A 20,623-nucleotide genomic window follows, 5' to 3' on the forward strand; every position below is an offset into this window, starting at 1 on the left:
GGAGCTATTTCCGCGTTGCGCTAGCTGCGGAAACGCGGGGTCCGTTCAGGCTGTTGCGTTGAGATTGAAAATCAACCAGTAGGTGCATCTCCATACTCCTCTACAAAAACCTGTACCTTTTTGTGCAACAAAAAAAGCCGCTCAACCAGCGGCTTTTCTTATTTTGGTAAGAAAAAAGGCGACCGCCCTTTGTGGACGGTCGCCTTTGTTAATTGTTGTGAAGCTTGCCTTAGGCGCGAGTCTTGATCTCCTCGAGCACCTTCGCAACAAACTCGTCAACACCCATCTGAACGGTCTCGTTAGAGCGATCGCGGACGGAGATGTTGCCGGCCTCGACCTCCTTCTCGCCCAGGATGAGCATGTAAGGCACGCGGTCGATGCTGCGGGCCTCGCGGATCTTGTAGCCGATCTTCTCGTCGCGGTCGTCGCAGACCACGCGAATGCCGGCATCCTCCAGCTTGGCGCACACCTCGTGGGCGTAGTCGCGGCTCTTCTCGGAAACCGGAAGGGCCTTGACCTGCACGGGAGCCAGCCAGGTGGGGAACTTGCCCGCAAAGTGTTCAATCAGAATACCGATGAAGCGCTCGATGGAGCCAAAGCACACGCGATGCAGCATGATGGGACGCTTCTTGGTACCGTCGGCGTCCACATACTCCAGGTCAAAGTTGAGCGGCATCTGGAAGTCGAGCTGGACGGTGCCGCACTGCCAGGTACGGCCGAGCGAGTCCTCCAGGTGGAAGTCGATCTTGGGGCCGTAGAAGGCGCCGTCGCCCTCGTTGACCTCGTAGTCCATGTGCAGCTGCTCCAGAGCGGTGCGCAGGCCCTCCTCGGCGCGTGCCCAGTCCTCGTCAGAGCCCATGGAGTCCTCGGGGCGGGTGGAAAGCTCAACGTGGTACTTAAAGCCAAACTTCTGGTACACGGAGTCGATAAGGTTGACCACACCCACGATCTCGTCGGTCAGCTGATCGGGACGCACAAACAGATGGGCGTCGTCCTGGTTAAAGCAGCGCACGCGGAACAGGCCGTGCAGGGCGCCGCGCAGCTCGTGGCGGTGCACCAGGCCAATCTCGCCGGCGCGAATGGGCAGCTCGCGATAGGAGTGCGGCTTGGAGGCGTACACCAGCACGCCGCCCGGGCAGTTCATGGGCTTAATGCAGTACTCTTCGTCGTCGATGACGGTGGAGTACATGTTGTCCTTGTAGTGGTCCCAGTGGCCCGAGGTCTTCCACAGCTGCTTGTTCATGATGAGCGGCGTGGAAATCTCCACGTAGCCGGCCTTGTGGTGGATCTCGCGCCAGTAGTCCAGCAGCGTGTTCTTAAGGATCATGCCGTTGGGCAGGAAGAACGGGAAGCCGGGGGCCTCGTCGCGCATCATAAAGAGGTCCATCTCGCGGCCGATCTTGCGGTGGTCGCGCTTCTTGGCCTCCTCCAGCATGTGCATGTGCTCGTCGAGCTCTTCCTTGGTGGCAAAGGCGACACCGTTGATGCGGGTGAGCATCTTGTTGTCCTTGTCGCCCTTCCAGTAGGCGCCCGAGACACCGGTGAGCTTAAAGGCCTTCAGAGCCTTGGTATAGCAGATATGGGGGCCGACGCACATGTCGATGTAGTCGCCCTGCTGGTAGAAGGTGATGCGGGCGTCGTCGTCCAGGTCGCCGATGTGCTCGACCTTGTACTTCTCGCCGCGCTCCTCCATAAGGGCGATGGCCTCGGCGCGGGGCTTCTCGTACACGGAAAACTTGAGGTTCTCCTTGACGATCTTCTTCATCTCGGCCTCGATCGCGGGGAAGTCGTCCTCGCTGATCTTGACGCCCTCGGGCAGGTCGACGTCGTAGTAGAAGCCGTTGTCGGTCGCGGGGCCGTAGGCAAAGTCGGCCTCGGGATAGAGGCGCTTGATGGCCTGCGCCATGATGTGCGCGGCGGAGTGGCGGATGACGTGCGTGACCTCGTCCTGCGGGAGCTCGGCCACCGAACCGTCATTGTAGAGTGCCTTCATGGGTATGTTTTCTCCTCTCGGATGCCTGATGCAAGTGCGTGCGATGCGCTCGGCGTTTTTGACTTGCATCATTATAGGCAGGTTGCCTTGGTATACAAGCGCCCGCCGCACCTTAATGGCACGGCGGGCGATTTTCTACGCATGCTTCATCGTGCGGGGGCGGGGCTGCGGGGCGCGCGTGCGGCTTGCGCGTAGTGCGCGGCGCCCGTGGCTTGCGGCCGGCCCGGCGATGGATGCGTTACTGGATGCGAGTTCGGCAGTAGGGGCAGACCTTCCAGTGCGCATCGAGCGGGCGATGGCAGCTGGGGCAGACATTGCGAACCTGGGTGTCGCACACCGGGCAGACGACGAAGTCCTTCTCGATGGGCGCGCCGCACTGCGGGCAGGTGCCGTACTGGGCAAGCTGGCGCTCGCGCAGGGCCATGTCCAGCTCCTGCTCCTCGCGGTCGGACGCGTAGGAGTGCGGGCGCAGGACCAGGTAGGCAATGAGGCCTACAAACGGGATGAGGGCGATGATGCCCCATGCCACGTAGGCGCTGGCGCCGCGGCGGCGAGCGTCGATGAACACATAGACGACCGACAGCACATACAGGGCGATGATAAAGCCAACGAAGGCATAGACGACGCCCATAAGCTGCGGCGACATGAGCTCGGAGATGTACTTGGACATTACGGGTACCTTTCGGGATATTAACAGTCCGGTCAAGTTTACCACGGGGTTTGTTTATATGGGACCACGGCTGGATACGGGGCTGGTGCGGACACAAACATCTCAATCTGTAACAGATACTCGGCAAATAAGGGTCTAGATGTTACAGATCGAGACACAGGGATCCCTCCCCGACTTCGATCTCGGTCTGTAACATCTTGGGCCCCAAAACCCCTCTTACTGTTACAGATCGAGACATTCAAAATCCGTCGGAAAGTTTGTCTCGATCTGTAACATCTACAACCCAAATCATCAGCTAACTGTTACAGATTGAGACAAAAGAAAACGTCCAGGCCGAATGTCTCAATCCGTAACAGTTACTCGGCAAAAACAGTCCCAGATGTTACAGATTTAGACAAACTATTCTTTCCCCGACTTAAATCTCAATCTGTAACAACAACTCGGTAAATACAGGTCTTACCGTTACAGATTAAGACATTCGAAACCGACTGATAGGTTCATCTAAATCTGTAACATCTAGACCCCAAAACGGTCCCCAGATGTTACAGATCGAGACAGAAGAATCTCTCCATGACTTTAAATCTCACTCTGTAACACTTAGGACCGATTATTCCCTCTAACTGTTACAGATCAAGACGAACGGAGGGGCCGTCTGGCAAACGTCTCGATCTGCAACATCTGGAACCCAGTTCTTCTGCTTACTGTTACAGATTGAGACAAATCTCGGACACCAAAGGTGGCAGACGAGGTTGTCGACGTTGTCGGGTCTCCCCTCGCCTGCCGTTGGCGGATGCTGCAGGGCTGTTCGCCGCATTGCCGCTGCGCTGGGGGCGTGCAGACCGTAGGATAGTCCTATTGACAGCCTGTCAACTCGTCTGGGAGGCACTGTGACGGAAACGTTTGATATCGCGATTGTGGGCGCGGGCATCACCGGGTGCGCCATCGCGCGGCAGCTCGCGCGCTATGACCTGTCCATTTGCGTGGTCGAGGCGGCCAACGACATCGCCCTGGGCGCCTCGAAGGCCAACGGCGGCCTGGTGCACGCCGGCTACGATCCGGCACCGGGCACCGTAAAGGCGCAGGTCAACGCCCGCGGCTGCGAGTTGTATGGCACCTGGGCCCAGGAGCTGGGCTTTTTGTTTTGCCGAACCGGTTCGATGGTGCTGGGATTTAGCGACGAGGACCGTGCGCAGTTAGAGAAGCTGCGCAGCAATGGCCACGCCAACGGCGTGCCCGAGCTGACGATCATTAGTCCCGAGCGCATCCACGAGCTGGAGCCGCGCGCGAGTGCTAAGGCGACGTGCGCGTTGTGGTGCCCTTCGACCGGTTACGTCGACCCATTTGAGGTCGCCATCGCCGCGCTGGAGAACGCGGTTGCTAACGGCGTGACGTTTATGCGCTCCGCACCGGTGGAGGCCATTGAAGTTGCCGGCGGCGCTGACGGGGGCACTGCCGCCGACGGCAAGGGCCGCGCGCGCTTTACGCTGGTGACGCCCGCCGGTAATGTGCGCTGCCGTTACCTGATCAACGCCGCGGGCAACGGTGCCGCGGACATCTCGCATATGGCGGGCGCCGAGGAGTTCCAGATGGTCTGGCGCCAGGGCAACATTGTGGTGCTGGACAAGGAGCCGCGCGCGCTCATGCCGCTCTACCCAGTGCCCACGCCAATTTCCAAGGGCGTCATTGTGACGGGAACCGTGCACGGCAACACCGTAATTACCGCGACGGCCGCCGAGCGCGAGCCCGGCGACACGCAGACCTATGCGGGCGACGTCAACGTGCTGCTGAGCGGCGCGCGCAAGCTGGTGCCCGATCTGGACACGCGCCGCGTGGTGCGCGCGTTTGCCGGCGGACGCCCGGTCATAAAGGGGACGAACGACTTTTTTATTGGGCAGTCGACCATGGTGCCGGGGCTGTTCCAGGCGGCGGGCATTCAGTCGCCGGGTGTGGCAAGCGCGCCGGCCATTGCCGAGCGCATGGAACAGGTGCTGCGCGAGACGGGCGTTGCTTTGCGCGAACGGGCCGATTGGGATCCCATCCGCCGCGCGCCAGACGACTTTGACCGCGCCCCGCTTGCGCGCAAGGAAGAGCTCATTAAGTCAGACCCCGCGTGGGGGCAAATCGTCTGCCGCTGCGAGACGGTGCCCGAGGCCGAGATCGTAGCCGCGATCCGACGCCGTCCGGGCGCGGTTTCGGTCGAGGGCGTCAAGCGCCGCTGTCGTGCCGGCATGGGTCGGTGCCAGAGCGGCTTTTGCCAGAGCCGCGTGGTAGCGATCCTGGCGCGAGAACTGGGCTGCGACCCCAGCGAGGTGTTGTTGGAGGATGCCGGATCTTGGTTGGTCGAGGGACCGCTGAAGGGGGTGCGCTAGGATGGCGACGTTGGATATGCGCGACGGACGCGCGGAAGCCGGAGCCGTAGCGTCGGTGTCGACGAAGGCCTTCGACGTGGTCGTCATCGGCGGCGGACCTGCTGGCATGGCGGCTGCGCTTGCCGCACATAAGGCCGGCGCCCACGTGGCCATCGTGGAGCGCGAGCAGCATCTAGGAGGAATCCTCCGCCAGTGCATCCACCCCGGTTTTGGCCTTTCACACTTTAAGCAGGAGCTCACCGGTCCCGAGTACGCGCAGCGCTTTATCGACCAGGTGCGCGCAACCGACATTGCGCTGTTCTTGGGCAGCATGGTGATTGGGATTGATTCGGGCGAGGGCGCTGGCGCGAGCGCGTCGGGCGTGGACGAGGCCTCGGGAGCCACCGCAGTCCATACCGTCACGCTCATGAGCCGCGCCGGCATGCTTCAGCTCACCGGACGCGCGGTCGTCCTTGCCATGGGATGCCGCGAGCGCACGCGCAGCGAGATTAAGATCCCCGGCAGCCGCCCCGCCGGCGTATTTACGGCGGGCCTAGCGCAGCGATACATCAATATCGAAAACCTCAAGCCCGGCTCGCGCGCCGTCATTTTGGGCTCGGGCGACATCGGGCTGATCATGGCGCGCCGCTGCACGCTCGAGGGGATTTCGGTCGAGGGCGTGTACGAACTCATGCCGTACGCCAACGGCCTGCGCCGCAATGTGAAGAACTGCCTGGAGGACTTTGGCATTCCGCTGCACCTGTCCACCACCGTGACGCGCGTGATCGGACACGACCGCGTTGAGGGCGTCGAGGTGAGCCAGGTCGACGAGCATCTGGCGCCCATTGCCGGGACGGAGCGCATCGTTCCGTGCGACACGCTTCTACTTTCGGTGGGCCTGATTCCCGAAAACGAGCTTTCGGTGGGCGCGGGCGTTGAGCTTGACCCACGCACGCGCGGCGCTGTGGTGGACCAGAGCCTTCAGACGGGCGTGCCGGGCATCTTTGCCTGCGGCAATGTGCTGCACGTGCACGACCTGGCGGACAATGTGACGACCGAGTCCGAGAGGGCTGGCGCAGCTGCGGCGGCGTACGCGCTGGGGACCGGCGCGGGCACCGTTCCGGACTGGGAGCTCACCGTCTCCCCAGCCGGCGTTGCGGGATACGCACTGCCGGGACGCATTACGGCCGTGGCGCTCACCAAGCTGAACTTCCGCGTGCGCCGTCCAGTCGATGCCGCCCGCGTGAGGATCTTGGCCGAAGGCGAAGAACTGCTCGCCGGTAAGGTCCGCGCGTTTAAACCGAGCGTCATGGAAAGCTTCCCTCTGCCGGCGAAGGTGATTCAGCGCGCACTCGACCTAGGTGCTAGAGAGATTATTCTGTCTGTCGATCCCATTGAGGAGGCATAGCTCATGAGCACGAACGCGACCGAGACGCTGCAGTTCAACTGCACCACCTGCCCATCCGAGTGTCTTCTGAACGTAGAGGTAGAGCGTGACGCAGACGGCGCCGTGGTAGAAGTGCGCTCCGTAACCGGCAACAACTGCCCGCGCGGCGATAAGTTCGCGCATCAGGAGCTCACCTGCCCCATGCGCGTGCTCACGACGACCGTGGCTGTATCCGGCGGCAACGAAGCTCTGCTCCCCGTGCGCACGGTCGAGGCAATCCCGCTAGAACTCCACGCCCAAACCATGGACCTCATCCGCGGCTTAGTCGTCAACGCCCCCATCCGCATGGGCGACGTCGTGCTCCCCAACCTCCTCAACACCAACATCAACCTGATCGCCAGCATGGACATCGACCGAGCCCAAGTAGCTAATTAAAGACGGGGCACTTTTAGCTACTCCACCATCCACCCGGTCCTCCTCCGCAGTTGCGGTGAAATACGGACCGTTTTATGGCTTCAGGCCGCTAAACAGTCCGTATTTCACCGCAGCTTATGAGGGCCGCATGGGATGCAAAGGAGTGTCCCAAGGTGCCGGCATAAAAGGAACGTCCCTATGTGCCGGGCTTGGGATACCATGGTGGCACCCTAGCGAAAGGACGATGTATGGCACATGTCGATGACCAGCGTGTGGCGCGCGTGCTAGATGCGCTCGAGGCTCAGCACCCCGGCGCACAGCTGCTCGTAAACGACCCGTGGTCGATTTACTATCTGACCGGTTTTTATGCCGATATGTTCGAGCGTTTTTGCGGTGTGCTGCTCGCGCGCGGTAGCGAGCCCGTGATCTTGGTCAACGCGCTGCATCAGCTGCCCGAGTACGACAATGCCCGCGTTGCCTACCACACCGATACCGACGTCGTGACCGACGCCATCGCGAGTGAGATCGATCCGACCAAACTGCTCGGCATCGATACCGTCATGCGCTCCGGCTTTTTGATGCCGCTCATGGAGCGCCACGCCGCAAGCGAGTTTTTCCTGGGCGACTTTGCCGTCACCGCCGCGCGCACCTACAAGGATGCCGCCGAGCAGGAACTCATGCGTGCATCTTCGGCCGCCAACGACGCCGTGATGGCCGACGCGATCAAGCTCGTCCACGAAGGTGTAACGGAGCGCGAAATTGCCGATCAGATGCTCGGTCTGTACCGCAAGAACGGCTGCGAGGGCTTTAGCTTTCCACCCATCGTGAGCTTTGGCGCCAACGCCGGCGACCCGCACCACGAGCCCGACGATACGGTACTCAAGCGTGGCGACGTGGTGCTGTTCGACATTGGTGGACGTCGCCGCAACTATTGCTCGGACATGACGCGCACGTTCTTTTGGGGCGAGCCGGACGAGGAGACGGCACGCATCTACGACATCGTGCGCCGTGCCAACGAGGCCGCCGAAGCGCTTATCGCGCCGGGCGTTCGTATGTGCGACCTGGACCGCGCCGCGCGCGACGTGATTGAGGATGCGGGCTATGGGCAGTACTTTACGCACCGCCTGGGACACTCGATCGGTCTGCAAGACCACGAGCCGGGCGACGTCTCACTCGTCAACGAGCAGGTCGTAGAGCCGGGCATGACGTTCTCCATCGAGCCGGGCATCTACCTCCCCGGCCGCACCGGCGTCCGCATCGAGGACTTGGCCCTGGTGACCGAGAAGGGCGTCGAGATTCTCAACGCCTACCCTCACGACCCATTCCGCCTAGACTAGCCTGGTCCCCAAGCCCCCAAACTAAGTTGCGGTGGAATAGTTCCTGGATGGGCTGCTAGAACCCAAAAACAGGAACTATTTCACCGCAACTGATGAGGGGATGGGTTAGCGCAGCAGACCGGCTACTTCGCCGGCTAGGGTGATGGTGCCGGCTGCTACGAAGGGCTCCCCCGCGGCCTCGAAAGCTGCAAGGGCCTCGGATACGCTGGGGTACACGCCCGCGAGCTTGTTGGCGTCCACGAGGGCAGCAAGCTCCTCTGACGGCAGGGCGCGATCGGAATCGGTCTGGGTCACGACCACGCGGGGGAATGCCGGAACCAGAACGTCAACGATACCCGCCACGTCCTTATCGGCCAGCGCGGCACACAGCAGCGTGGGGCGATTCTCGACGCACGGATCTATCTCGTCCAGCGCGCTCACAAAGTTTTCGCAGCTCTGAGGGTTATGGCAGGCGTCGATCAGCTTGAGCGGATCGGTGCCCAGCACATCAAATCGGCCCGGCGTGGGGCAGCCCATAAGCGACGCATCGAGCTTGTCATGATCGAGTTCGCGACCCAAATACCCCTCGCAAAGCATAATCGCGCACGCGGCATTCTGCGGCTGATAGGCCGGCTTGACCATGCTCGACGTATAGGTTGCACGCGGCGTGGTGCAGCTAAACTCAACCGTGTCGCCCACATGCGCCGGCACCTTGGTCGTGGCATGGTTCACTACGAGCGGCACAATGCCGCACTCGCGACAACGTGCATCCATCACGCGCTGAACACTTGCCTCATGCGTGCCCTCGCCCAAAACAACCAGGCGCCCAGGCTTAATAACCGCAGCCTTCTCCCCCGCAATGGCCTCGAGCGTATCGCCCAAAATACGTGTGTGATCGAGCCCAATGCCCGTAATGGCAACGGCGACGGGATCGGTCGCACTCGTAGCGTCCCAACGCCCGCCCATGCCAACCTCGAGCACGGCAACATCCACCGCGGCCTCAGCAAATACAACAAGTGCGGCAGCCGTCAACAGGTCAAACGGCGTGATGGTATAAGCGCGCTCCCCCGCCGCCACACGGTGCGCATTCACGCGGCGCCCCGCCTCGACAGCTGCCGAAACGCCACGGGCAAACGCCTCGTCGCTCACAACGCGCCCGTCAACCTCCATGCGCTCGGGATAGCGCACCAGCTGCGGCGATGTATACAGCGCGGTCTTGAGCCCCTCACCACGAAGAATGGCAGCCGAAAAACGCGTAGTCGAAGTCTTGCCATTGGTGCCGGCAACCTGAATGCAATCGAAATACTCGTCCGGACGCCCCAGCTCATCGAGCATATCGACAACCGTCTCGAGCAGAGGCCCAGCATCCCCAGAAATCCGCCCCGTATCAGCAGCCAGCCCAACAGCCTCATCAAACGAAAGCAACTCAAACGAGAAAGGAACGACATACGACCCAGAACGCTTAGCCATAACCCAAAGTCCCCTCAACATAAAAAGAGGCCCGAATCAACAACGAGCCCCTCCCATTCAAAATATCAGCCAAACACCGCTTTGCAGCGAGATCAAGGCCACAACCAAGTGGCCCTACCAGGCAGCGGACGCCCCCGTAACCGCTGTGGGAGCGGTTTGGGGCTTTACTCGATACAAGTTCCGCACGAGCCGAAGGCCACTTAATGTGGCCTTCGTGCGAGCAGGACTGTTCGCAGTAGCGAGCAAAGCCCCAAACCGCGTCCCCCAGTACCGCCTACGAGAAGTCAGCAACCTGAGCAGTCAGCGCCGCCAGGATCTCCTTGAGCTCAGCTGCACGGTCCCTCTTCTTCTGGACCACCGCGGGCGCGGCCTTGGCCACAAAGCCCTCGTTCGCGAGCGTCTTCTCGCAGCCGGCGAGCTCCTTCTGGGCCGCGGCAATCTCCTTCTCCAGGCGCGCCTTCTCGGCCGAAAGATCAACCTTGCCCTCGAGCACCACAAAGACCTCGACGCCGCTATCAACCACGGCGATGCTCGCGGCCGGCTTCTCGACGTCGGTACCCATGACCAGCGAAGCGGTGTTGGCCAGCGGCTCGATGGTCGAGCGCAGACTCTCGAGCTTCTCGATATCCTCGGCACCGGCGCGCACGACCACGTCGAGCTCGGCCTTGGGGCTCAAGCGATAACGCGAACGCGTGGCGCGGGCGGCAGACACGACGGCGCGGCACAGCTCAAACGCGCGCTCGGCGTCCTCGTCAACATACTTGGCGTAGTCGGCGGGCTCGGGCCACTTCGCGATCATGAGCGCCTCGGCGCGGTCCACGTTGCCCTCGGCGTCCAGATCGAGCACGCTCGCCGGCATGTTGTCCCAGATCTCCTCGGTGACAAACGGCATAAGCGGGTGCATCAGGCGAATGGAGGTGTCGAGCACAAAGATCAGGTTGCGCTGCGCCTGTAGACGGCCCTCGCCCTTCAGGCGGGCCTTGGTGACCTCGACGTACCAGTCGCAGACCTCGTTCCAGAAGAACTGCTGCACACCGCGGGCCATATCGCCAAAGGTGTAGTTCTCAATACCCTCGGTGACCATCTTCACGGCCTTGGCCAAGCGGCTGAACATCCAAGCGTCTGCCGGCGTTTCCACGACGGGCTCGCCGGGCGTGTAGCCCTCCATGTTCATGAGCAGGAAGCGGCTGGCGTTCCAGATCTTGGTCACAAACGACTTGGCCTGCTCGGTACGCGGACTGTCGATAAGCTTCTTAGTCTTCTTGTCGATGTTCGCGTCGAACTTGACGTCCTGGTTGTTGGTGCACAGCGTGAGCAGGTTGTAGCGCATGGCGTCGGCGCCGTACATGCCAATGAGGTCCATGGGGTCAACGCCGTTGCCCTTGGACTTGGACATACGGCTTCCGTCCTTGGCAAGAATCGTCGGGTAGATGACGACGTCCTTAAACGGCACCTCGTCCAGGAAGTACAGCGAGCTCATGACCATGCGGGCGACCCACAGCGCGATGATGTCGCGCGCGGTGACGAGCGCCGTCGTGGGGTGATGACCCTCGAGCAGCTCCGGCTTTTGCGGCCAGCCCTGCGTGGCGAAGGTCCACAGCTGCGAGCTGAACCAGGTGTCCAGCACGTTCTCGTCCTGATGCACGTGATGGCCGCCGCACTTAGGGCACACGTCGGTGTCCTCGGTAAGGGCGTCCTCCCAGCCGCAGTCCTCGCAGTAGAACACGGGGATGCGGTGGCCCCACCACAGCTGGCGCGAGATGCACCAGTCCTTGAGGTTTTCCATCCAGGTGGTGTAGGTCTGCGTCCAGCGCGCGGGGTGGAAGGTGACCTTGCCGGAGTTGACGGCGTCAAGCGCCGGCCCCTTGAGCTTGTCGACGGCCACGAACCACTGCTCGGACAGCCACGGCTCCAGGGCGGCATCGCAACGGTAGCAGTGCATGACGGAGTGATCGTGCTCCTCGACGTGATCGAGCAGGTCATGCTCCTCGAACCACTTGATGACGGCCTCGCGGGACTCGTCGCGGTTCATGCCGGTGAACTCGCCGTAGCCCTCGACGACCACCGCGTGCTCGTCGAAGATGTTGATCTGCGGCAGGTCGTGGGCCTGACCCATGGCGTAATCGTTGGGGTCGTGAGCAGGCGTAACCTTAACGAAGCCGGAGCCAAAGTTGGCGTCGACGTGCCAATCCTCAAAGATGGGGATCTCGCGGTCGACGATGGGGAGCTTAACGGTCTTGCCCACAAAGGCGGCCTTCTCGGGATCCTTCGGGGAGACGGCGACGCCCGTGTCACCGAGCATGGTCTCGGGTCGCGTGGTGGCAACGACGATGTAGTCCTGGCCGTTAACCGGCTCGGTCAGCGGGTAGCGCAGGTGCCACAGGTGGCCCTTCTCGTCCTTGTACTCGGCCTCGTCGTCCGAGATGGCGGTGGTGCAGTTGGGGCACCAGTTGACGATGCGCTTGCCGCGGTAGATCAGACCGTCGTGGTACCAGTCGCAGAAGACCTTGCGCACGGCCTGGGCGTAGTCCTCGTCCATGGTGAAGCGCTCGTTGTCGAAGTCGACGGAGCAGCCCATGCGCTTGATCTGCTCAACGATGATGCCGCCGTACTCGTGGGTCCAATCCCAGCAGGCGTCGACAAACTTGTCGCGACCGATCTCCAGGCGGCTGATGCCCTCACTCTTGAGCTTCTTGTCGACCTTAGTCTGCGTGGCGATACCGGCGTGGTCGGTGCCGAGCACCCAGCGCGTGGACTTGCCGCGCATACGGGCCATGCGGATGATGGCGTCCTGGATGGAGTCGTCGGTAGCGTGGCCCATGTGGAGCTTGCCGGTCACGTTGGGAGGCGGAATGGTGACGGTGCAGTCGCCCACGCCCTCACGGCGCTTGTAGTAGCCGCCGTCGAGCCACTTCTGCAGGATCGCCGGCTCGTTGGTCGACGGATCGTAGTTCTTGGGCATTTCTTCCATATATCTCTCCCTTGCCCGCCGGCGTGTCCGCCTGCTTGGTTTTCGCTCGGTCAGGTCCTGGGCTCGCACGAAGAGCACATTTAGTGCTCTTCGGCTCGTGCGGAATCTACGAAAACCAAGCAGGCGGACACGCCTTAGGTATCGATTACTTCAGTCTGAAGGTACTAACTTGACAATCTCACAGAATAGCACAGGCATACCTGCCGAAAAGGGACAGGTTTATTTTGGTAGGTTTTATCAGGGGAAACGGCATTTGCCCATATAAAACCGACCAAAATAAACCTGTCCCTAAATGGCAGGCCCCGCGGTGGTTGCCGCGGGGCCTGGATTCAAGCTATTTAACCGTAGATGCGTTGGGGCTGTTCTTCGCCCTTTACGGAGGCTTCGGTCACAACGACCTTGGCAACGCCTTCCTCGCTGGGGAGGTCGAACATCGTCTGCTGCAGCACGTCCTCGCAGATGGAGCGCAGGCCGCGGGCGCCGGTCTTGCGGGCGAGCGCCATGCGGGCGATCTCGTGCAGGGCCGCGTCCTCAAACTCAAGCTCAACATCCTCGAGCTGGAACATCTTACGGTACTGGCGCACCACGGCGTTCTTGGGTTCGGTCAGGATCGACACCAGGTCATCCTCGTCGAGCGCCTGCGTCTGGGTGACGACGGGCGTACGTCCCACAAACTCGGGGATCATGCCAAAGGCGTTGAGGTCCTGCGGGAGCACCTGGCGCAGCAGGTCGTTCTCGTCGACCGAGGTGGGGCCGGCAATCTCGGAGTTAAAGCCCACGCCCTTGTTGCCCACGCGATCGGCGATGATCTTGTCCAGACCCACAAAGGCACCACCGCAGATAAACAGGATGTTGGTCGTGTCGATCTGCAGCAGCTCCTGCTGGGGATGCTTGCGGCCGCCGGTGGGCGGAACGCTTGCCACCGTGCCCTCAAGGATCTTAAGCAGCGCCTGCTGAACGCCCTCGCCCGAAACGTCGCGGGTAATGGAGAGGTTCTCGGCCTTGCGGGCGATCTTGTCGATCTCGTCCACGTAGATAATGCCAACCTGCGCGCGCTCGATATCGCCGTCGGCGGCATTGATGAGCTTAAGCAGGATGTTCTCCACGTCCTCGCCCACGTAGCCGGCCTCGGTGAGCGCTGTGGCGTCGGCGATGGCAAACGGCACCTCGAGAATGCGCGCGAGCGTCTGGGCAAGCAGGGTCTTACCGGTACCGGTGGGACCGAGCAGCAAAATATTGGACTTGGCGAGCTCCACCTCGTCCATATCATCGTCGAGCTGCGAGTCCATGTCGTCGTCAAAGGCAGACACCGCAGCGCCGCCCTCGATCACGCGGCGATAGTGGTTGTACACGGCAACCGACATGGCACGCTTGGCGTCCTCCTGACCCATAACATAGGCCGAAAGCTCGTCATAGATCTCGTGCGGCGTCGGCACGTGCGTGATGACCTGGCGGTCGTCCTCGAGCTCAAAGCCCTCGGCCTCGGGGTCCACGGCGGGCTGCCCGGCAGCCTGACCATGGTCGTTGAGGAAGCCCGGCAGCTTACCGTTGCGGGCGGCGTCCATAAAGTCCGAAGCCAGCGACTCCTCAAGGATCTCGGAGCAGGCGGCGACGCACTCGTCACAGATAAAGATGTTGGTCGGGCCCTTTACGAGACGACGGACCTGGCCCTGCTCTTTTCCGCAAAAGGAGCAGCGGATGGGGTTGCCGTTCTCGTCAAAGTTGTCCTGCATGTTACCTGCCATCCTAGGCGTCCTTCGCGGCGAGATCGCGCGAGGTGACGATACGGTCGATCAGACCGTAGTCGAGGGCCTCGGCAGCGGTCAGGTAGTTGTCGCGCTCGGTGTCGGCCTGGACCTTCTCGATGGGCTGGCCCGAGGCGTCGGACAAGATCTGGTTGAGCTCGCGGCGAGTCTTCTTAATCTCCTCGGCAACGATCTCAATCTCGGTCTGCTGACCCTGGGCACCGCCACTGGGCTGGTGAATCATAACCTTGGAGTGCGGCAGGCAGAAGCGCTTGCCCTTGGCGCCAGCCGAAAGCAGCACGGCGGCCATAGACGCGGCCATACCGACGCAAATGGTCGAGACCTGCGGCTTGATGAAGTTCATAGTGTCAAGAATCGCCAGGCCGGAGTAGACCTCGCCACCGGGCGAATTGATGTAGAGCGAGATATCCTTCTCGGCATCCTGGCTCTCAAGATGCAGCAGCTGGGCAACGACCAGGTTGGCGCTGACGGAGTTGATCTCCTCGCCCAAGAAGATGATGCGGTCGTTGAGCAGGCGCGAATAGATATCGTAGCTGCGCTCGCCGCGCGGCGTCTGCTCGATAACGTATGGCACGAGGGCGGAATCGAACTTGGCGATCATACGCATCTCCATTTCTCTCTTGCGGACCAAATTGGTTCTAGATAAACGTACGGTGCCCGCATGCTATGCATTGGCTGGCACCGTACGAAGCAACCGGATAACCGGTGTATAACTTTACCCCATCACGGGCGCACGCATGCGCTCGCGGGCAAGGTGGCGAGAATTACTCGGCGTCCTTGGCGGTCTCGTCGACCTCGGTCACCTTGGCGTTCTCGACCAGGTGGTCGACGGCCTTGGAGCGACGGATGGACTCGCGGACGGCAGGCATGCGGCCATCGGCGATGAACTCGGCCTTGGAAGCCTCGACGTCCTTGACGCCAGCCTTCTCGAACTCGGCGTTGACGTCGTCCTCGGTAACCTCAATCTTGAGCTCGCGGGCGAGGGCGTCCAGAGCCAGGGACTCACGGGCAACGTCGTTGGCCTGCTTGTGCAGGTCGCCGATGAACTGCTCCATGGTCAGACCGGAAGCGGGCAGCCAGGTGTCCAGGGTCATGCCGCGGGCAGCGAGGTTGGACAGGAAGTTCTGGCCAAGCTCCTCAAAGACGGACTGCTCGTAGTCGGCGTCCATCTCGTCGAGCTGCAGGCGCTCGGCGAGAGCGGAGACGCAACGGTTCTCCTTCTCGGCCGGGAGGCGGGAAGCCTTGTCCTGCTCGATCTCGATCTTGATGGCGTCGCGCATAGCGTCGATGCTGTCGAAGCCGAAGTCGGACTTGACGAGCTCGTCGGTGAGCTCGGGGGTGTTGCGGACCTTGATGCCCTTGACGGTGACCTCGACGGTGTGGGTCTCGGCCTCCTCGCCCTCCTCGACCTCGTCGGTCCAGGTGACGGTCTTGACGTCGTCAACGTTAGCGCCGATCAGGGCCTCGTTGAACTCCTTGGGGTTGCTGTCGCTACCGGCGATGAGCATGCGGCCCTCGGCGGCAAAGTTGTCGGCGTTCTCGACGGCCTTGAGGTCGACGGTAACGTAGTCCTCGGCCTCAACAGCGCGGCCCTCGACGTCCTCGAAGGTGGCACGGTAGTTGAGGAGCATCTCGACCTGGTTGTTGATCTCGGACTCGGTGACCTCCGCAGGGGGCATCTCGATCTCGACAGCGTCGAAGGAGGAGAGCTCAGCGGCGGGACGCAGGGAGAACTCGACGGTGTAGGTGTAGTCCTCGTGATCCTTGGCGAGGTCGAGCTCCTTGTAGTCACCGTTCTTGGTGGGGACGATGTCCAGCTCGTTGAGGACGGCGGGCTCGTTGGCGGCGATCAGGTCGTTGGTGGCCTGAGCGAGGGTAGCCTCGGCGCCAAGTGCGGAGTCGATGACCGGACGGGGGGCCTTACCGGCGCGGAAGCCCGGGAAGCGGTACTTCTTGGCGGTGTCCTTGTAGGCCTTCTTGATCGCGGCGTCGACGTCGGCGGCCGGGATGGTGACCGTAGCGGTGAGCTTGGCGTCCTTGACGTCAGAAGCGGTGATGTTCAACACGTTCCTCCTCATACTGCCCAGCTTATCTGAGGTGCTGGTACCTTTATGCAACAAAGTGTCGCGACGGCCAGGGCCGACGCAGGTGCGATGGTGCGGGCGAAAGGACTCGAACCTTCACGGGAATCCCACCAGAACCTAAATCTGGCGCGTCTACCAATTCCGCCACGCCCGCATGAGCGCACAGACTAGGAATGATAGCAGATACGAACGACAAGCGCACGCACACCTTTTACAGGCTCACGACCTCACCACGAGTACAAAAGGCGGGGCGAGTTACCCCGCCCCGCCAATTACGACTTGCTCGCTGATCCACTACTCCCCCAGCAGCGCTTTCTCGGGCGTGATGGGCAGTGAGCGAACCTGATGTCCGGTGGCGTGTGCCACGGCCGAGGCAACGGCGGCGAGTGGCGTGTTGATGACGACCTCGCCGATCGACTTGGCACCAAACGGACCCGTCGGCTCGTAGCTCGGCTCAAAGGCCACGCGAATGCTACCGATATCCAGGCGCGTGGGCAGCTTGTAGCTCATGAAGTTGCCGGTGCGCAGACGGCCGCGCTCATCGTGCTCGACGATCTCGTAGAGCGCGTGACCGATACCCTGGGCAATGCCGCCCTCGGCCTGGACGCGCGCGAGCGCCTCGTTGATAACGGTGCCGCAGTCCACAGCCGCCACGTAGTCCACCACGGTCACCTTGCCGGTGGCCTTGTCGACCTCAACCTCGGCAATGCCGGCCATAAACGGCGGGGGCGAAACGGGCAGGCAGGCAGAGGCATGCGAGGTGAGCGCGTCGCCGCCCGCGATGTTCTTTACGCACAGGTTGGCAAAGTCGCGCAGCGTGAGGTAGCGGTTCTGCTCGCGCGCGGCACGTTCGTCGGACAGGCGCACGTACTGGCCATCGAAGACCACGTCGGCGGCGTCCACGTCCCACATCTGGGCGGCCTTGGCGCAGATCTTCTCGCGCAGCTCGGTCGCGGCGTTCTTGGCTGCCAGGCCCGTCACGTACGTGCCCGAGCTCGCGTACGAGCCGGCATCGAACGGCGACACATCGGTGTCCACGCCGCGCACCACGATCAGCGAGCTCTCCACGCCCAGCTCCTCGGCGGCAATCTGCGCCAGGATTGTGTCGACGCCCATGCCGTTATCGGTGGCACCGGTGCCGATGGTAATGAAGCCGTCCTCTTCCAGGCGCATGTCGATGCCGGCGATGTCCACGTTGGAGATGCCCGAGCCCTGCATGGTGAGCGCGCAGCCCAGGGCTCGCACGCGGTCGCCCAGGTCCACGGCCAGCGGCTTGTCGCGCCAGCCGATCATGTCCATCGCGCGCAGCAGGCAGCGGTCGAGCGCGCAGGCGTTGAGCTTCTCGTTGTAGTACTGCGGCATGACCTCGCCCTCGCGCACGATGTTCTTAAGGCGCAGGTCGGCGGGGTCCATGTGCAGCATGTCGGCGAGCTCGTTGACGGCGCTCTCCACGGCAAACTGGCCCTGGGTGGCACCGTAGCCACGATACGCGCCGCCGCGGTTGGTGTTGGTGTAGACGGAATCCCAGCTAAAGCGGCTCGCCTTCACGTGGTTGTAGATGGGCAGGCTCTTGTGGCCCGAGAGGCCGATCGTCGTGGTGGCATGCTCGCCATAGGCGCCGGCGTTGGACAGCGTGTGCAGGTCGATGGCCGTGATGGTGCCGTCGTTCATGGCGCCCAACTTGACGGTCATCTGCATCTGATGTCGCGAGTTGCCCGCGGTGATGGTCTCCTCACGGGAGTAGCAGCAGTAGCTCGGACGGCCGGTCTGCTGCGTCACGAACGCCACGAAGATCTCGCAGCAGCCCGTCTGCTTGGACCCAAAGCCGCCGCCGATACGCGGCTTAATTACCTGCACCTGCGACTGCGGAATATCGAGCGACTGCGCGACCATGCGGCGCACGTGGAAGGGCACCTGCGTGGAGGTGGTCACCGAGATACGCCCGAACGCGTCGGTCGTCGCGAAGGCTCGGAAAGTTTCCATGGGCGCGGTCTGCGTGGCCTGGCTGGTGTAGGTGCGGGTGAAGACGATGTCGCTCTGGGCAAAGGCCTCGTCCAAGTCGCCAAAGTCGCTCGTGCCGCTGCATACCAAGTTGCGCGGGACGTCGCCGCCCTGCGGAAACATAAAGGTCACGTCGCCCTCGGGGTGAACCACGATGTCGTTATCGAGTGCCTTGGTAAAGTCGAGCAGGGGCTCAAGCACCTCGTAGTCGACCTTGATGAGCTTGAGCGCCTTGTCGGCGGCCTCCTCAGTCTCGGCGGCGACGATCGCCACCTCCTCGTTTTGGTAACGGACGAGGTTCTCAAGAATCAGGCGGTCGTAGGGACTCGGCTGCGGATAGCTCTGACCGGCGATGGTAAAGCGGCGCTTGGGCACGTCCTCGTAGGTGTAGACGCCCACGACGCCGGGCACCTTCAGTGCGCGCGACGTATCGATGGAGCGGATCTTGGCGCGGGCATAGGGGCTGCGCTTGAGTTTGACGATGAGCGCACCGGCGGGCACCATATCGCCGGTGTAGACGGGACGACCCTCGAGCAGGGCCTTCGAGTCCTTCTTGGGCTGCTTGTGGGTGATCTGCTTGTACGCGACACCGTCGGAGCTCGTCTCGTTGACGGGCAGCTCGGGCATCTCGAAGCCCACCTGCACGCCGGACTCGTTGAGGAAGCGCACGATAGCGCGCAGCTGGCTCTCGTAGCCGCTGCAGCGGCAGAGGTTACCGGCAAGCTGGCGCGAGAGCTCCTCACGCGTGGCGACGAGACTCGGGTCCTCCTTGGCGGCGCGGGCAAGCGCCAGCACGTTCATGATAAGGCCAGGGGCGCAAAAACCGCACTGCTCGGCGCCTTCGGCAGCCATCGCACGGGCAAGCGCCTCGGACTCGGCCTTGAGGCCCTCGAGCGTGGTGATGGAGCGGCCCTCGACGCGCGCGGCGGGAACCGAGCAGCTCAGCACCGGATCGCCATCGAGCCACACCGTGCACAGGCCGCAGTTGGTGGTCTCGCAGGCGCAGCGCACCGACGCGCAGCCCTGCTCGCGCAGCAGCGCAAAGAGCATAGTGTCGGGGGCAATCTGAACCTTGACCTTACGGCCGTTGAGCGTAAAGGAAAGATCGATGAGTTTGGCAGCCATTAGCGCACCTCGCTAGAATCGACGCCGGGCACGCGGCGGCAGGAATACTCGTCCGTGGCAAATTTAGGCACCTGCACGGTCTCGAGCTCGCGGGCAAGCGCGGCCGAAAGCTCGATACCGGCGGCGCGGCGCACGGCCTGAATCGCCAGCGGGGCCGAGATGCGGCGGCGGTAGTCGGCCGAGCCCCACAGGTTGGTGCCGTAGCTCAGCGCGCGTACGGACGCGGCCAGGGCACGCAGCTCGTTTTCGCAAGGACGCTCATTCACCAGGCCGCACGCCTCGCCCTGCAGCAGGGTCGCGCGCAGCGGGCGGGCACCCACGGTGACATGCCAGGAGCCGTCCCACCAGGCGGCGGTAACGTTCAGCGAGGGAAAGTCGGTCGCGGCCTTGCGCACGGCCTCGTAGCTCGCACGGTAATCGTGCTTGACGACCACGACATGCTCAATAACGTCGCGCACGTAGCCCATGTCAACGAACTCCGCGAGCGGCACGCGGCCGGCGCCCGTCAGCTCAACGTAAGAATCGAGCGCGAGGAAGGCGGAGAGAACGTCCGAGAAGCCAAAGCGGCCGTAGATGCTGCCGCCCACCGTGGCGGTATTGCGCAGCTGCACGCCCACGATGTCGTGGACGGCGAACTCAAAGACATGGTTGACAAGCGCGTTGAGCCCGGCATGACGCTCGAGCTGGCGCAGGGTGCACATGGCACCGATGCGAAACTCGGTCTCGGTCTCCTCGATCTGATCGAGTCCGCAGGCCGAAAGGTCAATCGCCGTCGCCACGCGACGCGAACCCAGGCGCATCCAGATGCCGCCGCCCACAATCTTGTTGTTGCGGTTCTTCTGCAAGAGCTCATAGGCTTCGGCCGCGTTTCCAACACGGACGTAGGTACCGAACTTGAGCACGTTCTCCCCCATCTCTTCACTTGTCCAGTACTTTTAAGTTTACCAAACGAGGAGCCGCACACCGTTTTAGGACAAAATCCACCCACCCATCCATAACTTGCGGTGATATACGGACTGATTAGCCGTTCTGGGGCGCTAAACAGTCCGTATTTCACCGCAAGATATGAGGAGTCCTC

The 20,623-nt window shown here is 62.3% G+C and carries 13 protein-coding genes and 1 tRNA gene; 4 read left to right on the plus strand and 10 right to left on the minus strand.

Going from position 1 to position 20,623, the window contains the following annotated elements; all coding sequences use genetic code 11:
• Window positions 1-229 precede the first annotated feature (229 nt).
• Both thrS and ACESUZ_RS03475 read right to left on the minus strand, forming a co-directional pair.
• Window positions 230-1,993 carry a threonine--tRNA ligase gene (thrS, locus tag ACESUZ_RS03470; protein ID WP_373198482.1) on the minus strand — a complete coding sequence of 588 codons (1,764 nt, stop codon included), beginning with the start codon at window positions 1,991-1,993 and terminating at the stop codon, window positions 230-232.
• 238 nt (window positions 1,994-2,231) lie between these two features.
• Window positions 2,232-2,663, minus strand: coding sequence for a double zinc ribbon domain-containing protein (locus tag ACESUZ_RS03475; RefSeq protein ID WP_055251579.1), 432 nt, complete (start codon window positions 2,661-2,663; stop codon window positions 2,232-2,234).
• Between the two features lie 887 nt (window positions 2,664-3,550).
• Here ACESUZ_RS03475 and ACESUZ_RS03480 point away from each other — a divergent pair.
• From ACESUZ_RS03480 to ACESUZ_RS03495, 4 genes are all read left to right on the plus strand, one after another.
• Complete coding sequence (locus ACESUZ_RS03480) at window positions 3,551-5,032, plus strand: NAD(P)/FAD-dependent oxidoreductase (protein ID WP_373198484.1); 1,482 nt, start codon at window positions 3,551-3,553, stop codon at window positions 5,030-5,032.
• 1 nt (window position 5,033) lies between these two features.
• On the plus strand, window positions 5,034-6,419 hold the full coding sequence (locus ACESUZ_RS03485; RefSeq protein ID WP_373198486.1) for an NAD(P)/FAD-dependent oxidoreductase: 1,386 nt from the start codon (window positions 5,034-5,036) through the stop codon (window positions 6,417-6,419).
• A 3-nt stretch (window positions 6,420-6,422) separates the two neighbouring features.
• Window positions 6,423-6,833, plus strand: coding sequence for a DUF1667 domain-containing protein (locus tag ACESUZ_RS03490; RefSeq protein ID WP_373198488.1), 411 nt, complete (start codon window positions 6,423-6,425; stop codon window positions 6,831-6,833).
• A 227-nt stretch (window positions 6,834-7,060) separates the two neighbouring features.
• Window positions 7,061-8,149, plus strand: coding sequence for a M24 family metallopeptidase (locus ACESUZ_RS03495; protein WP_373198490.1), 1,089 nt, complete (start codon window positions 7,061-7,063; stop codon window positions 8,147-8,149).
• A 105-nt stretch (window positions 8,150-8,254) separates the two neighbouring features.
• Here ACESUZ_RS03495 and ACESUZ_RS03500 read toward each other — a convergent pair whose 3' ends face one another.
• From ACESUZ_RS03500 to ACESUZ_RS03535, 8 genes are all read right to left on the minus strand, one after another.
• Entirely contained in the window at window positions 8,255-9,598 is a 1,344-nt protein-coding gene (locus tag ACESUZ_RS03500; protein ID WP_373198493.1) for a bifunctional folylpolyglutamate synthase/dihydrofolate synthase, read from the minus strand.
• Window positions 9,599-9,872: 274 nt separating this feature from the next.
• On the minus strand, window positions 9,873-12,569 hold the full coding sequence (locus ACESUZ_RS03505) for a valine--tRNA ligase (RefSeq protein ID WP_373198496.1): 2,697 nt from the start codon (window positions 12,567-12,569) through the stop codon (window positions 9,873-9,875).
• 338 nt (window positions 12,570-12,907) lie between these two features.
• Window positions 12,908-14,314, minus strand: a complete 1,407-nt coding sequence (gene clpX / locus ACESUZ_RS03510) for an ATP-dependent Clp protease ATP-binding subunit ClpX (protein ID WP_373198497.1) — start codon at window positions 14,312-14,314, stop codon at window positions 12,908-12,910.
• Between the two features lies 1 nt (window position 14,315).
• Window positions 14,316-14,936: an ATP-dependent Clp protease proteolytic subunit gene (locus ACESUZ_RS03515; protein ID WP_022095182.1), complete on the minus strand. Its 621-nt coding sequence runs from the start codon at window positions 14,934-14,936 to the stop codon at window positions 14,316-14,318.
• Between the two features lie 163 nt (window positions 14,937-15,099).
• Window positions 15,100-16,401: a trigger factor gene (gene tig, locus ACESUZ_RS03520; RefSeq protein ID WP_270225965.1), complete on the minus strand. Its 1,302-nt coding sequence runs from the start codon at window positions 16,399-16,401 to the stop codon at window positions 15,100-15,102.
• An 88-nt stretch (window positions 16,402-16,489) separates the two neighbouring features.
• A tRNA-Leu gene (locus ACESUZ_RS03525) sits at window positions 16,490-16,573 on the minus strand.
• Between the two features lie 140 nt (window positions 16,574-16,713).
• The gene (locus tag ACESUZ_RS03530) at window positions 16,714-19,545 is read right to left on the minus strand and encodes a molybdopterin-dependent oxidoreductase (RefSeq protein ID WP_373198500.1); all 2,832 of its coding nucleotides are present in this window, start codon (window positions 19,543-19,545) and stop codon (window positions 16,714-16,716) included.
• On the minus strand, window positions 19,545-20,447 hold the full coding sequence (locus tag ACESUZ_RS03535) for an FAD binding domain-containing protein (RefSeq protein WP_199409459.1): 903 nt from the start codon (window positions 20,445-20,447) through the stop codon (window positions 19,545-19,547). The genes ACESUZ_RS03530 and ACESUZ_RS03535 overlap by 1 nt, the downstream gene beginning before the upstream one ends.
• Between the last annotated feature and the right edge of the window lie 176 nt (window positions 20,448-20,623).

Origin of the sequence: Collinsella aerofaciens ATCC 25986 (genome assembly GCF_964239575.1) — a bacterium.
Lineage (GTDB): Bacteria > Actinomycetota > Coriobacteriia > Coriobacteriales > Coriobacteriaceae > Collinsella > Collinsella aerofaciens_BQ.